19 protein-coding genes are annotated in these 24,702 nt (G+C 62.0%); 13 read left to right on the forward strand and 6 right to left on the reverse strand.

Features of this window, described 5'->3' with window-relative positions:
• Positions 1 to 98: 98 nt before the first annotated feature.
• From BPHYT_RS24355 to zwf, 4 genes are all read left to right on the forward strand, one after another.
• Positions 99 to 350 carry a hypothetical protein gene (locus tag BPHYT_RS24355; protein ID WP_012426781.1) on the forward strand — a complete coding sequence of 84 codons (252 nt, stop codon included), beginning with the start codon at positions 99 to 101 and terminating at the stop codon, positions 348 to 350.
• Between the two features lie 264 nt (positions 351 to 614).
• Positions 615 to 1,721 (forward strand): potassium channel family protein, encoded by a 1,107-nt coding sequence (locus tag BPHYT_RS24360; RefSeq protein WP_012426782.1) that lies wholly within the window; start codon positions 615 to 617, stop codon positions 1,719 to 1,721.
• A 45-nt stretch (positions 1,722 to 1,766) separates the two neighbouring features.
• Positions 1,767 to 2,702 carry a bifunctional Delta(1)-pyrroline-2-carboxylate/Delta(1)-piperideine-2-carboxylate reductase gene (gene lhpI, locus BPHYT_RS24365; protein ID WP_012426783.1) on the forward strand — a complete coding sequence of 312 codons (936 nt, stop codon included), beginning with the start codon at positions 1,767 to 1,769 and terminating at the stop codon, positions 2,700 to 2,702.
• Positions 2,703 to 3,005: 303 nt separating this feature from the next.
• A complete protein-coding gene (gene zwf / locus BPHYT_RS24370; RefSeq protein WP_012426784.1) occupies positions 3,006 to 4,487 on the forward strand; it encodes a glucose-6-phosphate dehydrogenase in 1,482 nt (493 codons plus the stop codon).
• A 73-nt stretch (positions 4,488 to 4,560) separates the two neighbouring features.
• Here the strand turns inward: zwf and icmH are convergent, their stop codons facing one another.
• The 3 genes from icmH to tssJ form a co-directional block, all read right to left on the reverse strand.
• Complete coding sequence (gene icmH / locus BPHYT_RS24375) at positions 4,561 to 5,343, reverse strand: type IVB secretion system protein IcmH/DotU (RefSeq protein WP_012426785.1); 783 nt, start codon at positions 5,341 to 5,343, stop codon at positions 4,561 to 4,563.
• Positions 5,340 to 6,686 (reverse strand): type VI secretion system baseplate subunit TssK, encoded by a 1,347-nt coding sequence (gene tssK, locus BPHYT_RS24380; RefSeq protein ID WP_012426786.1) that lies wholly within the window; start codon positions 6,684 to 6,686, stop codon positions 5,340 to 5,342. The genes icmH and tssK overlap by 4 nt, the downstream gene beginning before the upstream one ends.
• 108 nt (positions 6,687 to 6,794) lie before the next feature.
• Entirely contained in the window at positions 6,795 to 7,421 is a 627-nt protein-coding gene (tssJ, locus tag BPHYT_RS24385) for a type VI secretion system lipoprotein TssJ (protein ID WP_041759576.1), read from the reverse strand.
• A 360-nt stretch (positions 7,422 to 7,781) separates the two neighbouring features.
• Here tssJ and BPHYT_RS24390 point away from each other — a divergent pair, with 360 nt between their 5' ends.
• From BPHYT_RS24390 to tssA, 9 genes are all read left to right on the forward strand, one after another.
• A complete protein-coding gene (locus BPHYT_RS24390; RefSeq protein ID WP_012426788.1) occupies positions 7,782 to 8,465 on the forward strand; it encodes a tetratricopeptide repeat protein in 684 nt (227 codons plus the stop codon).
• Positions 8,466 to 8,501: 36 nt separating this feature from the next.
• The gene (gene tssB / locus BPHYT_RS24395) at positions 8,502 to 9,050 is read left to right on the forward strand and encodes a type VI secretion system contractile sheath small subunit (RefSeq protein WP_012426789.1); all 549 of its coding nucleotides are present in this window, start codon (positions 8,502 to 8,504) and stop codon (positions 9,048 to 9,050) included.
• Between the two features lie 14 nt (positions 9,051 to 9,064).
• Entirely contained in the window at positions 9,065 to 10,555 is a 1,491-nt protein-coding gene (tssC, locus tag BPHYT_RS24400) for a type VI secretion system contractile sheath large subunit (RefSeq protein WP_012426790.1), read from the forward strand.
• A 77-nt stretch (positions 10,556 to 10,632) separates the two neighbouring features.
• Entirely contained in the window at positions 10,633 to 11,136 is a 504-nt protein-coding gene (locus tag BPHYT_RS24405) for an Hcp family type VI secretion system effector (RefSeq protein ID WP_012426791.1), read from the forward strand.
• A gap of 85 nt (positions 11,137 to 11,221) precedes the next feature.
• Positions 11,222 to 11,701: a type VI secretion system baseplate subunit TssE gene (tssE, locus tag BPHYT_RS24410; RefSeq protein WP_007176945.1), complete on the forward strand. Its 480-nt coding sequence runs from the start codon at positions 11,222 to 11,224 to the stop codon at positions 11,699 to 11,701.
• Between the two features lie 119 nt (positions 11,702 to 11,820).
• Positions 11,821 to 13,659, forward strand: coding sequence for a type VI secretion system baseplate subunit TssF (gene tssF, locus BPHYT_RS24415; RefSeq protein ID WP_012426792.1), 1,839 nt, complete (start codon positions 11,821 to 11,823; stop codon positions 13,657 to 13,659).
• Positions 13,623 to 14,717 (forward strand): type VI secretion system baseplate subunit TssG, encoded by a 1,095-nt coding sequence (gene tssG, locus BPHYT_RS24420; protein ID WP_012426793.1) that lies wholly within the window; start codon positions 13,623 to 13,625, stop codon positions 14,715 to 14,717. The genes tssF and tssG overlap by 37 nt, the downstream gene beginning before the upstream one ends.
• A gap of 35 nt (positions 14,718 to 14,752) precedes the next feature.
• A complete protein-coding gene (tssH, locus tag BPHYT_RS24425; protein ID WP_012426794.1) occupies positions 14,753 to 17,428 on the forward strand; it encodes a type VI secretion system ATPase TssH in 2,676 nt (891 codons plus the stop codon).
• A gap of 54 nt (positions 17,429 to 17,482) precedes the next feature.
• Positions 17,483 to 18,592: a type VI secretion system protein TssA gene (gene tssA / locus BPHYT_RS24430; protein ID WP_012426795.1), complete on the forward strand. Its 1,110-nt coding sequence runs from the start codon at positions 17,483 to 17,485 to the stop codon at positions 18,590 to 18,592.
• Between the two features lie 75 nt (positions 18,593 to 18,667).
• Here tssA and BPHYT_RS24435 read toward each other — a convergent pair whose 3' ends face one another.
• The 3 genes from BPHYT_RS24435 to tssM are packed head-to-tail and all read right to left on the reverse strand — an operon-like array spanning position 18,668 to position 24,490.
• Positions 18,668 to 19,630, reverse strand: a complete 963-nt coding sequence (locus BPHYT_RS24435; RefSeq protein ID WP_012426796.1) for an OmpA family protein — start codon at positions 19,628 to 19,630, stop codon at positions 18,668 to 18,670.
• Positions 19,631 to 19,634: 4 nt separating this feature from the next.
• Positions 19,635 to 20,627: a type VI secretion system-associated protein TagF gene (gene tagF, locus BPHYT_RS24440; protein WP_012426797.1), complete on the reverse strand. Its 993-nt coding sequence runs from the start codon at positions 20,625 to 20,627 to the stop codon at positions 19,635 to 19,637.
• Positions 20,624 to 24,490 (reverse strand): type VI secretion system membrane subunit TssM, encoded by a 3,867-nt coding sequence (gene tssM, locus BPHYT_RS24445; protein WP_012426798.1) that lies wholly within the window; start codon positions 24,488 to 24,490, stop codon positions 20,624 to 20,626. Before tssM ends, tagF begins: the two co-directional genes overlap by 4 nt.
• Positions 24,491 to 24,702: the final 212 nt, after the last annotated feature.

Raw genomic sequence — 24,702 nt, forward strand, 5'->3', positions numbered from 1 at the left:
CACGGCATGGCGTTTTTTGGGATCGCCCAGTGAGTGCATTGATCGGGCCCGGTTTCTGCTGTATCGCCAGTACCGACTTTTGCGATCCCGGAACCGCCATGAAACGAACCTACGCCCTGCTTGCCGCCAGCCTGATTGCGCTCGGCTCCGCTGCCACCTCGAACGCTGCCAGCCGTGACGAGCAGACCAAGGCCTGCCGTGGCGACGCCATGCATTTTTGCGCCGCCGACATTCCCAACGAAGACAAGATTACCGCGTGCATGAAACAGCACGTCGACGAACTGAGCCCGGCGTGCCGCGCGATGTTCAAGGGTGGCAAGAAGGGAGGCGAGAAGAATACTTCGCAGTGACAGTGACGGCGGCGTGGCTGATTTTCGGTTCGGCCACGCGTCATGTAAGGCTTTGTGCGCCACTTTGGCTTTGCGGTTAGCCCGGCTTCGATGTGCGAGCTTGCACGCGGCTGATAGGACTGTGCCGCGGCGAACCTCGACCGAGCGCTAAGCCGCCCCGAACCGCCACTAACACTCGCGGCTTATCGTCACGCATTCGCGATCCGGCCCCGCGGCGCGTCCGGCGTCGTAGAATCGCTTGTCATCGACTGCCGGAGCCGCCGCGTGCCTGATTCACCCAAGCCGGAGCCACGTCTGCCGCGCTTCCGTCTGCCGCGCCGCGCCCGCACGCCCTGGCAGGCGCCGCGCGCCCGCACGCTGTTCACGCGGCCGGCGGCGTCGCCGCAGCGCATGCTGCTGCATCGCGTCTATCTGGTGGTGGGCCTGTGCGTGCTCGCCTTCGCCGTGCTCTATTTCGATCGGGACGGGTTGCGCGATGCCAACCGCAAAGTCCTGGGCATCGTCGATCTGATGTACTTCACCATGGTGACGGTAGCCACCGTCGGTTACGGCGACATCGTGCCGGTGACCGCTCGCGCGCGCCTCATCGACGCTTTTTTCATCGTGCCGATCCGCATCGTCATCTGGTTCGTGTTTCTCGGCACCGCTTATCAGTTCGTCATTCAACGCGTCATCGAGGAATTCCGCATGAAACGCCTGCAAAAGCAGTTGCGCGATCACGTCGTGATTTGCGGCTATGGATTGAGCGGTTCGGTCGCGGTGCGCGAGTTGCTGGAAAGCGGCTTCGCCGCGGAATCGATTGTCGTCATAGATCCGCAGCAGGCGGCGCTCGAAGCGGCCACGGCGCTGGGTGTAGCAGGCCTGCTCGGCGATCCGTCGCGCGAGGACCTGTTGCAGCAGGCGCAGGTGCAGATCGCCCGCGCGGTCATCATCGCCGTCACCGACGACGCCACCGCCATTCTGCTCACGCTGACTGTGCGCAGCGTCGCGCCGCAAACCAAGATCGTCGTGCGGATTCAGGAGCAGACCTATCAGCGCCAGTTGCGCCAGGCCGGGGCGAGCGTGATCGTCTCGTCGACCAAGATCGGCGGCTTGCTGCTTGCCGACGCGGTCGACAGCGAATACATCGTGCCTTTCGTGAACGATCTGTTGTCGGCGCGCGGCCGCGTCAACCTGGTCGAACGCCGGGCGAGCGCGCAGGAAGTCGGCCGCTGGAGCAATGCGCTGCCGGGCGCGGTGGTGGTGGGTCTCGTGCGCGCGGGGCGCGTGCTGTCGTTTTACGAAGACGAGCCGTGTCCGATCGAGGCGGGCGATCTGCTGATGCTGATCCAGTCGTCACGCCAGCCGAATGAAACGCCCGCCGTCTGCTAGCCCATTCGAACTCAAACTTCTGCCAAAGACTGGAACGACCTGCCCATGACCCACCCGACCACGCAGACTTTCGACGCCGCCGCGACCACGCGGCTGATTCCCTACGCCGCGCTCGTCGATGCACTGAAGCGCGCGACGATCGACTACGCGCAGCGGCGCATCGCGAGTCCCGAGCGGCTCGTCGTGCCGCTCAACGAAGACGGCATCATGCTGTCGATGCCGGCCACTGCGCCCGATCTCGCGATCCACAAACTGGTCAACGTATGCCCGGCCAATCGCGCACGCGGCCTGCCGACCATCCACGGCAAGGTGATGGCGTTCGATGCCGATACCGGCGAGACGCTCTTCATCCTTGACGGCCCGACCGTGACGGGACGCCGCACGGCGGCGATCTCGATGCTGGGCGTCGACACCTTTGCCGCCGCAACGCCGCGCGAATTCCTGCTGATCGGCACCGGCACGCAGGCACTGAACCATCTGGAGGCGATCGGCGAACTGTTTCCCAGCGCGCGCGTATGGGTGAAAGGCAGCGCGCCTGCGCGCGCCGAGGCGTTTTGCGCCGCGCATCAGGGCAAGGCGCATGATCTGCGGCCGCTGACGCAAGCCGGCGCCACGATCCCCGACTCGGTCGATGTCGTGATCGCGCTGACCACGAGCAGGCAGCCGGTCTACGACGAAGCGGCACGCGCGGAGCGCCTCGTGATCGGCGTTGGCGCATTCACGCCCGCCATGGTCGAGATAGGCGCGCGCACTCTCGGCGAAAGCGCGCTTTTCGTCGACGACGAAGCCGGCGCGCGCCATGAAGCGGGCGACTTCATTCAGGCGGGCGTCGACTGGGCTCAGGTCGGCGGCATCGCTTCAGTGCTCGACAATCCAGCGCTATTGCCGCAAAAAAAACCGATCGTATTTAAAACCGTCGGCTGCGCTGCATGGGATCTGGCGGCGTGCCGCGTGGCGCGCGAGTCCTTGTCAGGAGGTTGAAGGCCTGGCGAAAAAGCGCATGTGAAAGGGCCGGTTGCGCGGCCTGCGAAGCCTGCTTTACAACACCATAGGCGTGCCCGCCAACGCCGAAAAAGGTCCTGAAAACAGGCCTTTAGCACCTCAAGTTGGCATATTGCGCGAACCTGCGGCGCATGTTGCCGTGCAAACAATCTCAAAACGTTGCACCATAGGCGTTTGCCAGAAAAAGTGCCGGTCCGCCGGCACCGCGCTGCTGCTTTTTTTCTGCCCGCTTTTTTCTGCCCCTCACCGACGCCTTCTCCCTCACGACGCTGCGACCGCGCTATGACGACCCAACACGCTTCTGCCACTCCCGACCTGCCGCTCGACATGATCATCTTCGGCGGTACCGGCGACCTGTCGTTTCGCAAGCTGCTGCCCGCGCTCTACATGGCGCACCTGCACTGCAATCTGCCGCCGAACACCCGCATTCTCACCATCGGCCGCAAGCCCTGGTCGCGTGAGGAGTACATCAACGAATTCATGGAGCTGAAGGCGAAGCCCTTCATTGAAAAGAAAGCGTTCGATGCCGGCGCCTGGGACAAATTTCTCGCGCTGTTCGAATACGTGCGCATGGACGTCGACTCGGTCGAAGATTATCAGCGCCTGAAAGAAGTGTCGCGCGAAGGCGTGCGCCGCGTGTTCTATCTCGCGACGTCGCCGGATCTGTTCACGAACATCTGCGACAACCTCTCCGCCGCGGGCTTGATCGACGCCAACTCGCGCGTCGTGCTCGAAAAGCCGCTGGGTCACGATCTGGCCTCCGCGCAGGAAATCAACACGGCGGTCGGCAAGCATTTCAGCGAAGCGCAGATCTACCGGATCGACCACTACCTCGGCAAGGAAACCGTGCAGAACCTGATGGTGCTGCGCTTCGGCAATCCGATTTTCGGCCCATTGTGGCAGGCGCCGTATATCAAGAGCGTGCAGATCACGGTGGCGGAAACGGTCGGCGTGGGCACCCGCGCGGGCTTCTACGATAAGACCGGCGCGCTGCGCGACATGGTGCAGAACCACTTGCTGCAACTGCTGTGCATCGTCGCAATGGAGCCGCCGGTTTCGCTCGACCCGGACGCGGTGCGCGACGAGAAGCTCAAGGTGCTGCGTTCGCTGCGGCCCATGACGCCCGAGGACATCGCGCGCGACACTGTGCGCGGCCAGTACACCGCGGGCGCCGTGGATGGCGAAGCGGTGAAGGGTTATCAGGAAGAAGACAACGTGCCGGCCGGCAGCCGCGCCGAAACCTTCGTCGCATTGCGCGCGCATATCAACAACTGGCGCTGGGCGCACGTGCCGTTTTTCCTGCGCACCGGCAAGCGGATGCAGAAGAAGGTGTCGGAGATCGTGATCGAATTCGCCGAACTGCCGTTCTCGATCTTTCCGAAGGGCGGGCGCAATTACGGCAATCGGCTGGTGATCCAGTTGCAGCCGGAAGAATCGATCCAGTTGCAGGTGCTCGCGAAAGAGCCGGGCAGCGGCATGCATATGCTGCCGGTGAATCTGAATCTGGATTTGCAGCAGGCCTTCACCGAGCGTCGCGCGGAAGCGTATGAGCGCTTGCTGATCGATGTGATTCGCGGACGCCTCACGCACTTCATGCGGCGCGACGAACTCGAAGCGGCATGGGCGTGGGCCGAACCGATTCTGGAAGGCTGGGGCAAGTCGGGCGAAAAGCCGCGCGGTTATACGGCGGGCACGTTTGGACCGGCTGCTTCCACGGCGCTGATGGCGCGCGAAAATGCCGTGTGGGCGGAAGAGTCGCAATAAGCGTTGCTTTTTCAGTGCCAAACGGAAATGGCCCGCACATGCGGGCCATTTTCACTTATCGGTTCGCGCAGGCTTAGGGCAACGAAATCGTCAACGTAGCCGATTGCGGCCCGAGCTTGACCACCTGCGAATACGGCGCGAGCGAGCGCAAGGTCTGATCGCGCAGATAAGTATTCAGGCCGAGATAAGCCAGCAATCCCACCAGCGCGAACACCGCGCCGATCGACCACAGCGGCACCTCGCGTTTCAGACGGTGCGCGACCTGATCGGGCAACGGCCAATGCGGCGCAAACGGCGCGCGCTTGCCTTTCATATGCGCGATTTCATCGCCGATGCGCGCGGTCAGATACGCGAGCTTCTCCGGTCCTTCCAGCAGATACTTGCCCTGGAAGCCGAGCAGCAGGCACATGTGAAACACCTCGAGCGATTGCAAACGCGCCGCGCCTTGTGCGCGGCATTCCTCGAGATACTGGAAAAACTTCTCGCCCGCCAGTTGCTCGCCGAACAGCACCAGTTGCAGCGGCCGGCGCTCCCATTCCGTGCGGATCCTGAAGGTGGACGACAGCACCGATTCGTCGATGGCCGCGCAGAACGCAAACTTCGACGCATAGACATCGTCCGCCGACGCATTGAGCTTCTTCGCGCCGCGTTCGAAGTCGCCGAGGAACTGCTGGATGCGCTGGCTGAACTCCTGCGCGTCGCCGGGTTCACGGCCGTTCTTCAACAGGAACAGCATGAAGAAACCGTCGTACAGCAAATCGAGCAGCGAACGAACCTGATAGGTCGGCTCGGTGATCGGTGCGGGCGTGGCGGTAGGCGTGCTGCTGCCGCCAAAGAGGGATGGCGCGTAGCTCATGATGTGACGGCGATCAGTTCGAGTTGAAGATCGTTGATGCCCGACGGCGCATAGATCATTGCCGATTGGGCCTGCAACATACGGTCATACAGCGCGCCACGCGATTCGCAAGAGAAGTAGCACGCGCCCGGACGGACCGGAATGGCGGGCGGCACCTGCGGCGTGTAGACGAGCCGCACGCCCGGCATGGCCGAGAGCACCAGCTTGTCGACGTCGTCCGGCGCGCCGACCTTGAAGCGCGCGGGCACGGCTTCCACGAGCTCGGCGGTCGGCATATCAGCCGACACCGCGATGTAGAACATGGTTTTGTCGTCGATCTTGCCTGAGTCGAGCCGGCCCGCATGGAACGACGGCCGCACTTCCTCGAGCGCGATCGCGAAGTAGCGCGTGGAGATCACGGTTTCGAGCAGATCGCGCAGGATCGTGTCGAGGCGCGCGAAGCCGGGCCCCGGATCGTCGTGCCGGTAAGCCGGCAAGTCGGACAGCGCGTAGCCCTTCGAAAACGTCATCAACTGGCCGGCGAGGCGCAGCAGTTCCTGGAACAGGCGTTCGGGATGCAGCGCCGAATGCTGGTACAGATGCGCGAGCGACGCGAATGCCGCACTCGCGGTATGCAGAAGCCAGAACGACGCGATGTCGCCGGAACGGAATTCGATGATGTTCTTGGTCGGCTCGCGGTGAAAACCGTATAACGCGTTGACCTTGGCCTGCAGTGCGTCGATCAGCTGGCGCAGGCGCTGATGCAGGATCGGCGAGGCGTCGATTGCGAGGCAGGGCGGCACGAACGTATCGTCGATTTCGAAACCGCTCGTAGCGGTGCGGCGTACACGCACGAGCGGCACCGAGAGCAGTTGATCGCGCGGCTCGCTATGCGCGATCAACTTGACGCTGGTCTTCAGGAAGGTGATGTCGGCTTCGGCGGCGTCGGTGAAATGATCGGCCACCGGAGTCTGCTCGCTTACGTAACGCGACACGAAACCGGCGTTGCTGTCCTGTGCATAGTTCGCGCCGGTTTCGCGCAGCGGATGCAGCGCAAGATAAAACGTGAATTCGTTGATGCCGTCGGGCAGCGTATCCAGCGCGATGGGCGGCGGCAGATCGTCGGCCTGCGGCGCGGAGTAGAGCGCGCCGTCGGGAAATACCAGTGAGAGTTCGCTCACGCGCAGCACGTTGCTGCCGAGCGCGTCGCGGTCGAAGCGCGCCGAGCGCACGCCCCAGTTATACGGCTGGATCGCCTGGATCGATTCGAACAGGCGCGCCTCATGATAAGCGTCCTGACGCTGAAAATGCTGCGGCCTCAAAAACAGGCCTTCCCCCCAGAGCACTTTTGCGGAATAACTCATCTCAAACCTGTTATATGCGTTCAGCGTATGGCGCACCCGGAGATAACCGATTCGAGCGCCGCATTGTTAATTGTTTAGAAAATGTTAAATCGCATTTGACCGGCATCTTTATCCGCAGCTTACCGAAGAAAGCATATTCAGCGCTTGCGCGGGCAGTCCCTGGTCTGGCGGGATCACCGTGCCATTGGTCACCGTCATTGCACAGTTATGCAGGCCGATCATTATGCCGGATTTCTCCGACTTCGCCGGGTCGAAGGCAAATTTCCAGCGCTGCATTGCCGGATCGCGGAATAGCGCGACGATACCGAATGCCTGCGCTTCACGCGAGACTTTTTCGGTAACAACGTAGCGCTGGCCGGGGATCAGCGTTACTTCGCGCACGCCCAGCAAATCACCGCCCAGTATGGTCTTTTCCTTTGCCGGATCGGTAAATGCGTCGAATGGCGCCTGCTGGAATGAAGTCGGGTCTTTCAGCACGTAAAGCCGTACTACCAGCGCCAATGGCCGTTTGTCATTCGCGGCATTCAGATTCGGTGCGGCATATAAGGTGAGACCGACATTGCGCGGCGGTTTCTGGGCATCCGGCAGGTCCGGTTTGCCGAGGCCGCTTGCCTGCAAAGCCGCGTTGGCAGCGGCTCCGAGCACCGTCACGCCCGCTGCGCAGCCGCCCAGCAGCAGGCAGGCGGCCGCATTGGCAATCAATAACGATGCATAGCGAATAACATGCGAATTCATATACATCGACCGGCTCGGCGCCGTCCCCGTCAAAACACCAATAACGAAATCAATCCGGCCAATTTCAGCCAAGCAATGCCGCGTAATGCCGCTTTATGCAAAGCGCATGTAACTCAACATGTTGCAAGGTTGCGGCCGGCGAGTGGAAATTTTTTCCGGTAACCTGATTACTGCTATTGCAGCAGGAAACAATTTCTGCATGCTGCGATTAAATGATCCACATGCATTTTTTTTGTGCAATCCTTCTTCACACGAAAGTTGAATTATCGAAAATTGGCCTGTACTATACCCGCGCACTTGAAGCAAAGCAAAACTCCGGTTTCTCCTTGAATTAAAAAATTCGCACGTCGGTGAAAAACGATGAATGAGCGTCTGTTAGTAAAACTATCTGGGGTTGTGTTGGCATGCGGCGTGATGGCCGGTTGCGCAACACAGGGCAACAACTTGGCGACCACACCGGAGGCTTTTAATAAGCAACTCGCGGATGCCGATACCGTCGCAAAGGGCGGTGATCAGGATCGCGCTATCGCGCTTTATCAGCAGCTTTCCAAATCCGATCCGACGCGTGAAGAACCCTGGTCGCGTATTGCGCAGATCCAGTTCACGCAAGGTCATTACGGCCAGGCAATCGTTGCCGCGCAAGAAGCGCTGCAACGCGACCAGACCGATCGTCAGGCCAAGAGCGTGCTGGCGGTGGCCGGCTTGCGCGTCGCCACGCAATCGCTCGGCGAATTGCGTCAGGACGCGTCGCTCGCGGGCGACGCCAAGTCGGACGCGCAAGCGCTCGCCAAGCAACTGCGCGACACGCTCGGCGAAGCCACGCTGTTCCCGCCCGACCCGAGCGACAAGCCGGCGGTGAAGAAGAAGCGCGTGGTTCGCCACGTCGCCAAGGGCAAGCCCGCAGCGGAGACGCCGGACGCTACGACCAGCGCCGCGGCGCCCGCCGCCACGCCGGCAGCTCCAGCTGCGCCGGCAGCGCCCGCAGCACCCGCCAAAGCCGCGCAAAGCGGCGGCGCGTCCGATCCGTTCAGCGCGCTGCGCTGATCCACACGCCTGATCCATCAGCACCGGGAGCCGACGATGGCGAAGAAAGAAAGCATTCAGAAACGCTTGCAAAAAGTGCGGCCGCCCCGCGTTCAGTTGACCTATGAGGTCGAGCGCGGCGATGCGATCGAGGTGAAGGAGCTGCCGTTCGTCGTGGGCGTGGTGGCCGATCTGGCGGGGCAGTCAGAAGTCGAGCAGCCGAAGCTGCGCGATCGCAAGTTCGTCAATATCGACCGCGACAACTTCGACGACGTGATGAAGGCAATCGAGCCGCGCGCCGCGTTTCAGGTGGAAAACCGCCTGAGCGAAGCCGGCGGCAAATTCGCGGTCGACCTGCGCTTCAAGTCCATGGCCGATTTCAATCCGGACGAAGTGGTCGCGCAAATCGAACCGCTGCGGCGCCTGCTCGAAGCGCGTTCGAAGCTCGCTGATCTGCGCAACAAGCTGGCCGGCAACGACAAACTCGAAGACCTGCTGAGCGAAGTGCTCAACAACACGCAGCAGTTGCAAACCCTGGCGAAAGACCAGAGCAACGCGGCGGACCAGCACGGCGGCGCGCCGGACCACGACAAGCACGGCGAATAAGCACGGGGTGTGAGATGAATCAGCAAACGGCAGCAGCTCAACTCGCGACCGCGCAAAGCGGTACGGAATCCACGCTGCTCGACGAAATCGTCGAGAAAAGCCGCGTGGCTAAGTCCGATTCCGAGCACGCGCGCGCGAAAGACCTGATCGGCGAACTCGTGCATCAGGTGCTCGACGGCACGGTGGTGGTGTCCGACAACCTGTCGGCCACCATCGACGCACGCGTCGCCGAACTCGACCGCCTGATCTCCGCGCAGTTGAGCGCGGTGATGCACGCGCCCGAATTCCAGCGCATGGAAAGCACGTGGCGCGGTCTGGACTATCTGTGCAAGGAAAGCAATACCGGCGCAACCGTCAAGATCAAGGCGCTGCATGCGCCCAAGCGCGACCTGGTGCGCGACTTCAAGACCGCGATCGAATTCGATCAGAGCGCATTGTTCAAGAAGATCTACGAAGAAGAATTCGGCACCTTCGGCGGCTCGCCGTTCGGCACGATCGTCGGCGACTTCGAAGTGACGCGCCAGCCGGAAGACATGTACTTCATCGAGCAAATGTCGCACGTTGCCGCGGCCGCGCATGCGCCGTTCATCGCGTCGGCTTCGCCCGAATTGATGGGCCTCGATACCTTTGCCGACCTCGGCAAGCCGCGTGATCTCGGCAAGGTGTTCGACACGGTCGAATACGCCAAGTGGAAGTCGTTTCGCGACGCCGAAGATTCGCGCTATGTCGGTCTCACGCTGCCGCGCTTTCTCGGCCGCCTGCCGTTCAATCCGAAAGACGGCGCCACGGCGGAGGGTTTCAACTTCGTCGAAGACGTGGACGGCACGGATCACAGCAAATACCTGTGGTGTAACGCGGCGTGGGCGTTCGCCGCACGCCTGACGGCCGCATTCGACGACTTCGGCTGGTGCGCGGCGATTCGCGGCGTGGAAGGCGGCGGTCTGGTGGAAGATCTGCCCACCCACACTTTCAAGACCGACGACGGCGAAGTCGCGCTGAAATGCCCGACTGAAATCGCGATCACCGACCGCCGCGAAAAGGAACTGAGCGACCTCGGTTTCATTCCGCTCGTGCATTGCAAGAACTCCGACTACGCCGCGTTCTTCGCCGCGCAATCGGTGCAGAAACCCAAGAAATACAGCACCGACAGCGCGAATGCCAATGCGGTCCTGTCCGCGCAATTGCAGTACATCTTCTCGGTATCGCGCGTCGCGCACTACCTGAAGGCGATGATGCGCGACAAGATCGGCAGCTTTGCATCGGCACAGAACGTCGAAGTATTCCTGAACCGTTGGATCTCGCAGTACGTGCTGCTGGACGACAACGCCACTCAGGAGCAGAAGGCGCAGTTCCCGCTGCGCGAGGCATCGATTCAGGTCTCGGAGATTCCGGGCAAGCCTGGTGCGTATCGTTCGGTCGCATTCCTGCGTCCGCACTTTCAACTGGACGAGCTGTCGATCTCTTTGCGGCTTGTCGCTGACCTGCCGAAACCGGCTAATTCATAAAGCAAAGCAAGTCAGCTAACCTGGGCTGGCCGCCCGGGTTAGCTGTTGAAACCACCTCTTTGGGGAGTCGATGAGTTATGAAGGATATCTATTTAAAATTCGGCAATCCGGCGATCAAAGGCGAGTCTGCCGATAAGGATCACGCTGGTTGGATCGAAATCGATTCGTGGAGTCACGCGATCACGCAACCGCGTTCCGCAACCGCCTCCACGGCAGGTGGTCACACCTCCGAGCGCTGCGAACATGCCGACATGCAGTTCACGAAAGACATCGACGTGGTCAGCCCGTTGATCTATCAACACGCGTCGGGCGGCACGACGTTCGACGAAGTCACGATCGACTTCATGCGTTCGGACGGCGAAGGCAATCGCATCAAGTACCTGGAAGTGAAGCTCAAGTACGTGATCATTTCGAGCGTGACGCCGAGCGTGGTGGGCGAAGGCCTGCCGACCGAACAGTTCTCGCTGAAGTACGCTGCCGTGCAGTGGAAGTACACGCAGCAGAAGATCGGCGGCAACCAGGGCGGCAACGCGCAAGGCGCGTGGAGCCTGACGAAGAACGACAAGACGTACGCGGTCTGATGCACGGGCGCACGCGGCGCGCGCGGCTCGAAAGAGTTGCCGCGTGCCGGGCGCGTCTCGCATCGATCCGCTTCTTCGGACGCTGATGAAACGCTTCGAACCCAGCTTTCTCGACAAGCTGTTCGACGACGAACCGCATCTGCCGGCATCTCCGGCAATGCGGCAATTGTCATTGGATGAATTGAAGAGCACAGTCGCGCGCGACGTCGAGGCGATCCTGAATACGCGCATCGCGCTGACCGAGCACGAGCTGGCGGCGTTGCCGGAATGTCAGCGCTCGGTCCTCACGTACGGCCTGAACGATTTCGCGGGTTTGAGTCTTGCGAGCCATTACGACCGCACGTTCATCTGCAAATCGATTCAACAGGCCATTGCGCGGCACGAGCCGCGTTTGCAGCAGGTGGCGGTCACGCTCGAATTGAACGAACAATCCACCAATGCGCTGAACTTCGCGATTCAGGCGCTGCTGGTGGTGCATCCGGCGGAAGAACCGGTGAGTTTCGATGCGATGTTGCAGCCGTCCACGTTGCAGTATTCAGTGACGCGCGCACGCGCGAAGTTGTAGTTTGTTTTTTTCAGTCGGTGTTGTTTGAGTAGTGGTGCCGAGTACCGCTTTACCGCAGCCGTTACGCGCAACGGTGGCGATAAATCAGGCGGAGAAGTTTCAGGTCCGGGGATAGATCGATGGAAGAATTGCTGCCGTATTACGAGCGCGAGTTATCATTTCTGCGGCGCTATTCGCGCGACTTCGCCGAGCGCTATCCGAAGATCGCGGCGCGTCTGGCCATGTCCGGCGAGCATTGCGAAGACCCGCACGTCGAGCGGATGATCGAATCGTTCGCGCTGCTCGGCGCGCGCATCAACAAGAAACTCGACGACGATTACCCCGAGTTTACCGAAGCGCTGCTGGAAGTGCTTTACCCGCACTACCTGCGGCCGTTCCCGTCGTGCTCGATCGCGCAGTTGGGCACCTCCGCCGCGCTGAGTCATCTGACCGAACCGGTTCTTGTCGAACGCGGCACTGAACTCAAATCGCGGCCCATTCGCGGCGTGCAATGCCGTTTCCGTACCGCTTACGATGTGACGTTGGCGCCGATCCGCATTTCCGAGGCGAAGTACACATCCGTGGCGATGGCGCCGAGTGCGACCGTATTGCCCGGCAATGCCACGGCAATCATATCGATCACCTTCGAATCGACGGCGGCGCAACTCGATCTATCGGCGCTGAAAGTCGGCAAACTGCGCACACACTTGCACGGCGAGCAGTCGTTTATCGCGGCGTTGGCGGACTGTCTGTTCGTCAACGGCATGGCCACTTACGTGGAAGCCGACCGTCGCGGCGTGTGGAAACAACTGCGCGAATCTCCGGTCGTGCAAGCCGGTTTCGACGAAGACGACGCGCTGATCGACTATCCGGCCAAATCGCATCCGGCATACCGGTTGCTGACCGAATACTTCGCGTTCCCCGAAAAATTCAACTTCGCCGACTTCGATCTGGCGGCGATGACTCGCGAGAGCGGCCGCTGCCAGCGATTGACGCTGCATGTCGTGCTCAAGGAAGTGCGCAGCGATTCGCACATGGCGCGTCTGCTGGATTCATTGGCCGCGCATCATTTCCGCCTGTTTTGCACGCCGGTGGTGAATCTGTTCGAGCAGCACGGTGAGCCGATCCGTATCAGCCATCAGGCAATTTCATATCCGGTGATCGCCGAAGCGCGCCGCGCGTTTGCCTACGAGGTCTATTCGATCGATTCGGTGAAACTCGTCAGGCAGCAGGCGCATGAAGAATCGGTGATCGAGTTCCGGCCGTTCTATTCATTGCATCATGGCGAAGCAGCGCGCGCGGGACATTACTGGTTTGCGCGGCGCAACGACTGGGTTGCACAGAAAAGCCCCGGCTACGAGACTGAAATCTCTATCGTCGATATCGACTTCGAACCGGCCGCGCCGCAAACGGATACCTTGAGTCTCGATCTCACCTGCACCAATCGCGATTTGCCGGCCGGTCTGGCGGTAGGGCTCGAAGGGGGCGATCTGTTTCTCGAAGGCGGCTCGCTGACCGGCAGCATCTCGATGCTGCGCCGGCCCACCCCGAGCGTGCGTTTCGAGCGCGGTCGCGCCGCGCATTGGCGATTGATTTCCCATCTGGCGTTGAATCATGTGTCGCTTGCCAATAGCGGCCTGTCGGCGCTCAAGGAAATGCTCGTGCTCTACGACTTGCGGCGAACGGCGGTGTCCGCGCGGCATATCGACGGACTGGTCGGCATCGAACAGCATGCCGCCGTGCAATGGCTGCCGGGTAAACCGTTCGCCACTTTCGTGCGCGGTATCGAGATTCGTTTGACGATCGACGAAGAACATTTCGTCGGCACGAGTCTCGCGTCGTTCGTGCGCGTGATCGATACGTTTTTTGGGCTGTACGTGCATTTGAACAGCTTTGTGCAACTGGTCGTCGTGTCGAAGCGCACTGGCGAGGAGATCCTGCGATGCAAACCGCGCAGCGGCGAATCGATCCTGGCGTAGTCGAGCAGCTTCTCGACGAGCCGCATCGCTTCGAATTTTTTCAGGCGGTGCGGATTCTCGAGAAGTGGTTCGCGCAGCAATCGCCATCTCAACCCGGACGTCCCGGCGAAATTGTCGCGCAGCGAATTGCTTTTCGCAATTCGCTGTCGATGTCGTTCCCGCCGAGCGAGATTCACGGCGCGCAGTCTTATGACGACGCAGGTGCGGCGCTGAAGGAAAAGTCGCAACGCACGGCAGCGCTCGAAGACGGTTCGCTGGACAAGGTGGATATCACGCCGGCCTTTTTTGGTTTGCTCGGCGGGCAGGGCGCATTGCCGCTGCACTACACCGAGCAGATCATCGCGCGTGAACAGATCAAGCGCGATCGTGCCGCGCGCGAGTTCTTCGACGTGTTTTCGAATCGCGCGACGGCGCTGTTCTACGCGGCGTGGAAGAAGTACCGTCTGCCGTTTCACTACGAACTGGATCGCGACGAACGTTACCTGCCGCTATTGCTCGCGCTCGCCGGCGTCGCCGACGACGACACGCGCAACAGCCTGCAAAGCGGCGAGGGCGCGCTATTCGACGAGGCGATTGCCGGCTACGCATTGGCCGCGCGGCATCGGCCGGTATCGGCGGCGTATTTGCAACGCACGCTCTCGGAGTACTTCAAGGTGCGGGTGCGCGTCGAGCAGTTCGTCGGCAAATGGTACGACGTGCCGCGCGATCAATTGACCTTGCTCGGCAGCGTCAACGCGACGCTCGGCGCGACTGCGCTGGCGGGCGAGCGCGTCTGGCAGCGCGACATGCGTGCGCGCCTCGTGATCGGACCGCTCGACAAGGCCGATTACGAAGCGTTTTTGCCCGGCGCCGATCGTGCGGTGGCGCTCGAACGCATGCTCACGCTGCTGGCCGGCGTTACGCTCGAATACGAGGTGTCGCTGGTGCTGCGCCGCGAAGCCGTCGGACCGAGCTTATTGAGCAAGGGCGCGCGCCTGGGTTGGGACGCATTCCTGTGCACTAAAGACGCCGACCGTGACCGCGCGGATGCCCGCTACGAATTGCACGTGATTCACTGACCATAACGACAGAACCCGGACCCGGATCGCACGACATGAGCACGTCCCTCAATACCCTGATCGCCAAACTGAATCCGACCTGCCGGCAGGCGGCTTTGCTGGCGGCGAACAATTGTCTCGCGCGCGGTCACTACGAGGTCGACCTCGAGCATCTGCTGCTCCCGCTGCTGGACGAACCGGCCAGCGACGTCGCACTGGTGCTGCGCGCGAGCAGGATCGACCCGCACGCCTTGCGCGCGGATCTCGAGCGCGAGTTGCAGCGTTTGAAAACCGGCAATACGCGTACGCCGGTGTTTTCGAAGCATCTGATCGAGTTGCTCGAACAGGCGTGGTTGATTGCATCGCTTGATTCGCAGATTGGGCGGATTCGCTCAGGGCATCTGCTACTGGCGCTTTTGAGCGCACCGGATCTCGCGCAATTCGCCGAGCGCATGTCGCCGCTGCTGCGCGACGTGCGTGTGACCGACCTGAAGCACAAATTCGATGAGCTGACTGCGGGTTCGCGCGAAGTCGAGCACAGCAATGACACGCAAAGCGCGGGAGATAGCGCGAGTGATCCGGTGGCGAGCGCTGTCGCGCCGGGCGCGCCGTCTAAAACGCCCGCGCTCGATACCTACACCAGCAACCTCACGCAGCGTGCGCGGGAAGGCAAGATCGATCCGGTGATCGGCCGCGAAGGCGAGATTCGCCAGGCCATCGATATTCTGATGCGGCGCCGCCAGAACAATCCGATCATGACGGGCGAAGCGGGCGTCGGTAAAACGGCCGTGGTCGAAGGTCTCGCGCTGCGCATTGCCGCCGACGATGTGCCCGCGCCGCTCAAAGGCGTCGCGCTGCACGTGCTCGACATGGGGTTGCTGCAAGCCGGCGCGAGCGTGAAAGGCGAGTTCGAAAACCGCCTGAAGAATGTGATCGATGAGGTCAAGAAGAGTCCGCATCCAATCATTCTCTTTATCGACGAAGCGCACACCATCATCGGCGCCGGTGGTCAGGCCGGGCAGAACGATGCGGCCAATCTGCTGAAGCCGGCCTTGGCGCGCGGCGAATTGCGCACCATCGCGGCCACCACGTGGAGCGAGTACAAGAAGTACTTCGAGAAAGACGCGGCGCTCGCGCGGCGTTTCCAGGTCGTGAAGATCGAGGAGCCTAGCGAGGCGCTCGCCGCGGCTATGTTGCGCGGCATGGCTTCGCTGATGGAAAAGCATTTCAATGTGCGCGTGCTGGATGATGCGATCACAGAAGCCGTGCGTCTGTCGCATCGCTACATCAGCGGCCGGCAACTGCCGGATAAAGCGATCAGCGTGCTCGACACCGCTTGCGCGAAAGTCGCGCTCGCGCACAGTTCGACACCGGCGACCATCGACGACACGAAAAAACGCCTCGAACGTATCGACGCTGAAATCGCCGCGCTGGAACGCGAAGCGGCGAGCGGCGCGCTGCACGATGAACGCCTCGCTGAATTGCGCGGCCTGCGTGAAGAGGACCTCAAAGACCTCGCCGCAGACGAAGCGCGCTACGACAAGGAACGCGTATTGGTGACGGAGATAGTCGGCTTGCGCGCTGACATCGACGCGGCGCGCGTGAACAGCGCGGGCCCGGAGCAGGCGGATAAGGCACAGCAGGCGCGCGAAAAGCTTGCCGCGCGCGTCGCCGAATTGCACGCCTTGCAAGGCGGCCAACCGATGGTGCCGCTGCAGGTCGACGCTCATGTGGTCGCCGAAATCGTCGCCTCGTGGACCGGCATTCCGCTCGGCCGCATGGTCAAGGACGAAATCCAGACCGTGCTGAACCTGCAGCCGTTGCTGGCCGCGCGTGTGATCGGTCAGGACCATGCGCTCGAAGCGATCGCGCAGCGCGTGCGCACCGCTAGTGCGAATCTTGAAGACCCGAACAAGCCGCGCGGCGTGTTCATGTTCGTCGGACCGTCGGGCGTCGGCAAGACCGAAACCGCGCTTGCGCTGGCCGATGTGCTGTACGGCGGCGAACGCAAGATGGTCACGATCAACATGAGCGAGTATCAGGAAGCGCACAGCGTGTCCGGCCTGAAGGGTTCCCCGCCGGGCTATGTCGGTTACGGCGAGGGCGGTGTGCTGACCGAAGCGGTGCGCCGCAATCCGTATTCGGTGGTGCTGCTCGACGAAGTCGAAAAGGCGCACCCCGAAGTGCTCGAAATGTTCTTCCAGGTGTTCGACAAAGGCACGATGGACGACGCCGAAGGCCGCGAGATCGATTTCCGCAACACGTTGATCATTCTGACTTCGAATGTCGGCTCGCAGGCGGTGATGCAGGCGTGCCTGAACAAGAGCGCGGAAGAACTGCCCGACGCCGATGAACTCGCGGAAACCTTGCGTCTGCAGTTATACAAAGCATTCAAACCGGCATTTCTCGGCCGCATGAAAGTGGTGCCGTACTATCCGATTTCCGACGACGTACTGGCCGAGATCATCGAATTGAAACTCGACCGGATTCGCCGCCGCATCGAGTCGAATCACAAGGCAGTGTTCGAGTGGGACGAGTCGCTGGTCGATGCGGTGCTCGCGCGTTGCACCGAGGTGGATTCCGGCGCACGCAATGTGGATCACATTCTGAACGGCACGCTCCTGCCCGAAGTCGCGCAGCAGGTGCTGGAACGTGTGGCGAACGGCGCCGCGATCGAGCGCATTGCCGTGCGCGCGAGCGAGGCGGGTGAGTTCGACTACACGGTGGTGTGAGCGGACGCGCCAATCTGATTTAAATGCCGTACCCGATACTTATTGCTTTCTCTCATGCCGATTAATCTAGACATCTTGCTGGCTCCGCTCAGCGAAACCTCGCCCTGTGGCGAAGATCTGCTGTTCTCAGCCGATTTCGATGCGATCCAGCACGCGCGCCGTTTCGAAGACCCGTCGCTGGATCAGGGCGAATGGGTCACGGAGATCAAGGAGGCGGATTGGGCGTTCGTGGTCGAGCGTTCGGGCAGCTTGCTGCAAACGCAGACCAAAGATTTGCGTCTCGCCGTCTGGCTCACTGAAGCGCTCGCGATCGATGAAGGCATCAACGGTCTTTCGCAGGGTTACGCGCTCTTGACGGGGCTTTGCGAGCGCTACTGGGATCACGTGCATCCGCTGCCGGAAGGCGACGACACCGAATATCGCCTCGGCAACGTCGCGTGGCTGGTCGGGCGTACGGGCGATCTGCTGCGCGCCATGCCGCTCACGTCGTCGCAAGGTAATGCGTACAGCACCATCGATTGGGACGTGGCCACGCACGTCGCGCAAGCCGTCAAACGCGATCCGGATCACGCCGACGATATCGCGCGCGGCAAGCCGTCGATCGATCAGATCGAGGCGTCGAAGCGCGCTACGCCGCCGGCATTCTATTCAGCGCTACTGGTCGATCTGAAAGCGTTCGAAGCGGCCATGCTCGCGCTCGAACAGGAACTGGACCGGCGCGCCGCGGATTCCGCGCCGAGTTTCCGGCAAGCGAAGGACGCTTACCAAAACGTGTACCGGTTGGCCGAGCGCTTTGCACGTGAAGTCGGCGTGAACGCCGAAGTGCCGCCGCCCGCTAAAGCGCCCGCGGCGAACGAGCACGATCGCGCCGAGCCCACCTTCAAGACCGCACCGCAACGCGAGGAACCTGTGTTGACGACCATGCCGACGAGTCCAATTGCAGGAATCCAGAGCCGCGCGCAGGCCGTTGCGCAGTTGCGCGCGGTGGCCAAGTTCTTTCGCGCGACGGAGCCGCATAACCCTGCCGCGTATTTCGCCGACAAGGCTGCGGAGGCCGCGGATATGCCATTGCATCAATGGCTTTCGACGGTGGTGAAAGACGATGGATCGCTCGCGCATATTCGCGAGTTGCTGGGCGTGAAGCCGGAAGAGAACAGCGAATAAGGCGGTCTAAAGAAAGAGAAAAGCCTGGCTTCGAAGCCAGGCTTTTTTCATGCACGCTGCGCGAACAACAGCGGCTCAAGACCCCGCACGAAACTCTATTCGCCGATTCCGCGCGCGCCCATCCGTCGTATCGTTCGATGCAATCGGTTGATCCGGGCCAACGCCGGTGGTCGACAACTGCTGCGGCGGAATGCCCTTGGCAACCAGATAACCCTTCACCGCATCCGCGCGCGCCTGGCTCAGCGCAATATTCGACGTGCGATTACCCGAGTTGTCAGTGTGGCCGATGATCGCAACGGTCTTCGTCGTCATCTTTACCATCGCGGCGGCCATCTGATCGAGAATCGCGCGGCCTTGCGGCGTGAGCGTCGCGCTACCGGTTTCGAATTCGATCGTACGATTCGCGAGCGTCTGATCGAGCAGGCCTTGTTCGGACGCACTTACACGTAGCCCATTCTTGATCGTGTAAGTCGGGTTCAGCGCATTCGCCATATCGCTTGCGAGTTGCTGCCGCTGCGACTCGTTATGCACTTCGCCTTTCACGTCGATCTGCGTGCCGTCTATTTTCAATTGGCCTTTGCTGATCTGCTTCAACTGCGGGCCGATCAGCTTCTGCACATTGGCGGACCAGTTCGGCGGCGTGGCCACGTCGGCGACTTCGATCTGATCGACCACATTGGCCGCGCCGTAAGTGTCGCGCAGGCGCGCGAGCACGGCCGCCTTGGTCGCTTCGTCCGGCACTTTGCCGCCCACCACGACCTGGCCCGGCGTCGCGTTGGCAGGCGGCGGCGCCGCGGTGATCGCGCCGGTGCCGGCGCCGGTCGTGCCGCTTGCGAGTCCGGCCGTATTCACGGCAGGCCCTGCGTTGCCAACGGAGGCCGAAGCAGCCGGCGGCAGCACCGTGGTGTGAATCGAAACGCCGCTATTGTCGACCGGCGTAACGCGAGCGGGCCCGTCGTTGTCGGCATGCGCAAACGCGCCGAGCAGAAGACCCGCGAGCAGCACCGTCATGCGTGCGGTGGATGTGTGGTTCAGCATCGTGTCACGCTCCCGTGAATGCTTCGCGGAACGTGTCGATGCTGACGCGCAGCGACAGTTGCGGTTGGTCGAGGTAACTGACGAGCTTGCTGATGCCATGATCGTTTTGTGCGTGTTCGTCGATCCACTCGGGATCGTCGATATCGATGTTGTGCGCCGCGTACGACTGCGGATCGACCACGCTATGCAGCGTTTTGGCCGAGGCGCCATTGAAGCCGATGATGAGCCGCTCGCGCTCGGCAATCGTGCCGATGAAAATCGCCAGCTCGAAATCCGCCTGCGCGACGAACGGCGCAATCAGTTCGAGCCAGAATGCAGCAACGAGACTGCGATAGAAAGGGTCGTTCGGCAGCGGCAAGGTCAGCCCGCGTTCGAGATGCGACGAGCCGCTTTGCATCACCGGACGCAGCAGTGAGCCGAGCGCCAGCATCGCGCCGCGCAAGCGCACCGGATGGCCGCTCGCCAGCAGCATCTGTTCGAGCCCGGCGAGCGTCTGGTGTTCGACGAAGTCATTGAACGTACCGTCGTGCGGATTGCCCGGACCGCCGCCGATCTCGATCGGCACTTGCGTTTCGCCGAGCGCCTGCAGCGCGCCGGGCGGTTCGCTCGCGCCGAGCAGCGGCTTCATTTGCGCCGCGACGCGCGACCACAAGCGCGCAAACGCGAGCGGACTGTGCGCCAGAAACGTCAGCGGCTTTTCGACTTCGAGCGCGGTGGCGGCAAGGAACGGAAAGCGCCGCGACGACTGATCGTGGCTCGCCACCATATGCCCGGCAATCGCCAGCTTGCTGCGCGAACCGAGGAACGCGAAGTGCATCGGCTTGGCGTTTTCGTAGACGATCTTCCAGCGCGGATCGTCGCTGAGCAGTTCCATGGCTTCGGCGATCCAGCGGTCGAGCGTGGCCAGCAATTGCGGGTTATGCGCGCTCTTCACGAAGTCGCCGCGCGACGGGATCTTGCCGAAGTAGGCGATTTGCGCCTGCACGGTCTGCGTCATTGCGCACCCCCTGTATTCGAAACCGCGGTGGCGGCCGCAGCCGGCCGTGTCGCGGGCGTGGCCGGCGCGGGCGCACCCGCGGCCGTCGCATTGACCGAATTCGCCGCCGCGCTCACATCCGCCACCGAGGACGGCAGCCGCAAGCCGCGCAGGCTTTGCTGTTGCGGCGCATCGCTGCTGCCGCTCGACGCCTGCGACGTGCTGATGATGCGCATGCTGACCGCCACCGTCACGCCACCTTGCGTCCACGACAGGTCGAACGTGCCGTCCGGACGACGCTTGCGCTGCGCCGAGTTGATCAGCTTCTCCAGGCCGTAGCGGCCCGGCTCGTTGACCAGTTGCAGCGTGCGGCCGTCGAAGGTCGTGGCGCTCAATGTCGCGCCAGGCGAGCCCGACGGATTCGGCCACACGAAGTTGGTCCACTGCGGCGGCGTGTTGCGGTAGCGCATCTGCTGGCCGTCGATCGCCAGCGTGTATTCCGTCGTGCCGCTGCTTGGCTGCGGCAGGATCTGGAACACGGTCTGCGGTTCGGCCGAACCCTGGCCCGCCGTTGCGCCCGCCGCGCCGCCGGCGAGCGGCGCCACCCAGCGCGCGAAGCCGCTCGTGAAGTCAGGCGTGAGGGCAAGGCCCATGTCGCCCCATGTGCGGGCCGTCAACGTGTCGCCGCGGCGCACCGCGAGCGGCCCGAGCGTGGTGCCGACGAACTTGGCGATCGCGCCGTCCGGCCCGAACACCTGGGCGATTTCGCCGGCGCCGGCTTCGACCTTCGCGTCGCTGGCAAACGGGTACTTGTTCGCGAGCGAGTTCTGGAAGCTCTGATACACCTGCGCGTTCCACACCTTGTTGACTTCGACGCTGGCCGGCTGGATCACCACCGCATACGCCGCCATCAACGGACGCACGAGCAGCGGACGCAGCGCTTTGCGCTGCGAGTCGGTGAGGCCCGTGAGCATCTGTTCGTCGACATACTTCAGCGAATCGGCGAGTTCGGAGCCGCTGCCGTCGAGCGTCTGCTGCATCAGTTGACGCGCGCCCGGTCCCGGATCGCCCTGATTCTTGATCACGTTAAAGCGCGTGCGGACTTTCGACAGCGTGTCCATATAGCCCTTGAGCATCGAACCGTTGTCGCCGCTCACGACGATGCGGCCCAATGCCGAGAACTCTTGGCCGATCGGACCCATCGGCACTTCAACCGGATTGCCGTTGATGTCGATGTTCGCGTTGATCTGGCCAGTGGGCGCACGCGAGAACAGGTTCTTGACCCAGCTCGTCACGCCGGTTTGCGCGCGCTTCAGGTTCGCGTTGAAGAGCGACGGGTTGTCCCACGAAGTCTGGTCGTACGCGGTTTCGAGCACCTTGCGGATCGGCGAATCCTGCGGATCGCCCAAGCGGTTCATTGCATCCACGGCCTGGCCGAAGCTGCCGAAGCTCTGCACCGCAATGCCTTGCATGAACTTCTGCCAGTGCATCGCGTACTCGGTCTTGTACATCGCGACGAGCGCTTTCTGGATCTGTTCGGGGCTGCCTTCCAGCGTCAGATCGTCGTGAGCCGATGTGTTAAGCACCCAGTCCTTTGCCTGCAACTCTTTCGTTGCGGCATCGCGAATGGCGGGCTGCACGTACTGGAACCAGGCTTCACGCGTGAAGGTGCCGGGGATCGCATAGCTGCCCGCCACCAGCGCGGTATTGTTTTCGCCGACGATGCGCGCGACCGTCATCGGCGCGAAACGGGTCGAGGCGCGCGCCTTGATTTCTTCGTAGACGCGCTGACGCGCCGGCATGCCGCGCACCACGCGACGCAAGTTCTCTCGCGTTTGATCGACGAGGCCGAGATTCTGGTCGATCATCGGCCAATCGTCGTCGGACACGCGCGCGAGGTAGAACGTGATCATGCGCTCGGCGCTGCGGATCATCTCGTCACGAGGCATGTTGCCGCGATTCGTCTCGAGCCAGCCGCGCCAGAAGCGCGCGACCTGATCGGTCAGGTGAGCCGTTTCCACGTGACGCTTGTCGCTCAGCATCAGATACGTCTTGAGCGCGTTGTACGCATCTTCGACGTTGGTCGGCGAGGCGTCGCTATACAAGCCGCCCTGGCTGTTCGCACTCATGGCCGAGTGGGTGGAGACCGGAATCGCGGCGGCGTCCGGCGCGCGGTTCAACGGCACGAGCTGGTCGGGGTGCGCGTTGACGTCCTTCAGGAACGACGCGAGATTCTGCGAAACCGGATCGAGCAGGATCTGCCGCACACCGTTGTAGTACTCGGTGAGCAGACGCTGTTCGAGGCGATCGCCCTGATACAGACCGAGCGATACCGCGAGCGGCCTGTCACGGCGAAACTGTTCGAGTTGATCGATGCGGTCCTCGAGCACGTCCATGGCTTGCAGGCGCGATTGCAGATCGTTGCGGTTCTGCTGCAGGCGCACGACATTGTCGAGGTCGGCTTGCACGTTCGCGGTGAGCTGCTGGTTATTGACCGTGGACCAGGTCCAGCCGCCGAGCGCCAGTGCGAGCACCGCAACGAAGCCGAAGAAGGTCGCATAGCGCATGCGCGTCTTGGCAGGGCTGGCGAATTGCTTGACCGTTTGCCGGTCGGCAAAGATCACCTTCGAGAACAGATCGCGCAGGAAGAACCCGTTCTTCGAGAACGCGCTATGCGGCTTGGGCAGGCCGTCCGAACTCAGGCCGAAACGGTTGGCGATGCGCGTGGCCGCCGCGCTATTCGTTTCGCCTTCCTGCAATGCACTCGTGAAGTAGAAGCCGCGGAAAATCGGCTTGTACTGGAACGGATTGGTCTCGAACAGCGTGGCGAGAAAGGCGCGCAACGCGGGCTTAATCGTCGAGAACTCGAGTGGAAAGCTCAATTGACCCGGCGAGAGCTTGTTGCCGCGATTGATCGACATTTGCGCAACGCTGATCTCTTTCAGGCCGTCGTACAGCTCTTCGAAGTGTTCGTCGAACAAACCGACCACGTCGCGCTTCTCGTCTGGCTCGTAGGGCAGGGTGGCGCCCCACACGCGATCATATTCGTGACGCTCACTGCCGCTGAAGAATTCGGTGAAGCCGGTAATCAGGTCGGCCTTGGTGAACATCACATACACCGGCGCGAACACTTCGAGCTTCTCGGTCAATTCCTGCACGCGCTGGCGCAGGTTTTTCGCGAGATTGATCGCGAATTCAGGCTTGCTGCTGGTCAGTTCCGCAATGCTGGCCGTGACGATGATGCCGTTGATCGGCGCCTTCGGCCGGAAACGTTTGAGCAGCCCGAGAAAGCCGAGCCATTCGGTGCGGTCTTCCTCATGCACGGAATAGCGGCCGGCGGTGTCGAGCAGAATGCCTTCGGTCGTAAAGAACCAGTCGCAGTTACGCGTGCCGCCAATGCCGTGGATCACCGCGTTGTTCTTGTCGGCGAAGGGGAATTGCAAGCCCGAGTTCAATACCGCGCTGCTCTTGCCCGCGGCGGGGTTGCCGATCACGATGTACCACGGCAACTCATAGAGCGCCGAGCCGCCCGAGACCTGACCGATCTTCGAGGTCTTGATGGTCTTCACCGCATCGACGAGACGCGTGCGCAGCACGTCGAGTTCAGCCTGGCGCGCGGGCGTGGGCGCGGGACCGGCCTCGGCCTGCTTCTCGGCCTGCTGCTCGAGCATTTCGCCGAGCTTGCGGTTCGCACGGCGCGCGCGCAGGCGGCGCACGATCCACACCAGCAGCCACAACGCGATCACGGCGCCGAGCACGATGGCCGGCCACATCAGATCGATCTGCAAGGTATCGGCGCCGATGAATAAAACAGCAGCGAGCGCGAGCAAGCCGATGATCGAGAGCGTGCGTGTGTGGGTCAACACGTTGAGAATGCGTCGCATAAGCCGTTCAGGTCTTGGTGATGAGTGTTGTGGCGCGTGCTGCGGCAGACAGCATGGCGCGCGTACGGCGTTTGAAATAAAACGAAAGCATATTCAGGCGAAAGCGAATACGGCGGAATTGTTAAATCGACGCGATTTGCCCGTAACGACGCTGATCGGAGCAATGCCGTTATGCGGGCGGCATTGCCGCTTTTCGCCAGAAAAATTGATTG

The sequence above is a fragment of the Paraburkholderia phytofirmans PsJN genome (genome assembly GCF_000020125.1).
Classification (GTDB): domain Bacteria; phylum Pseudomonadota; class Gammaproteobacteria; order Burkholderiales; family Burkholderiaceae; genus Paraburkholderia; species Paraburkholderia phytofirmans.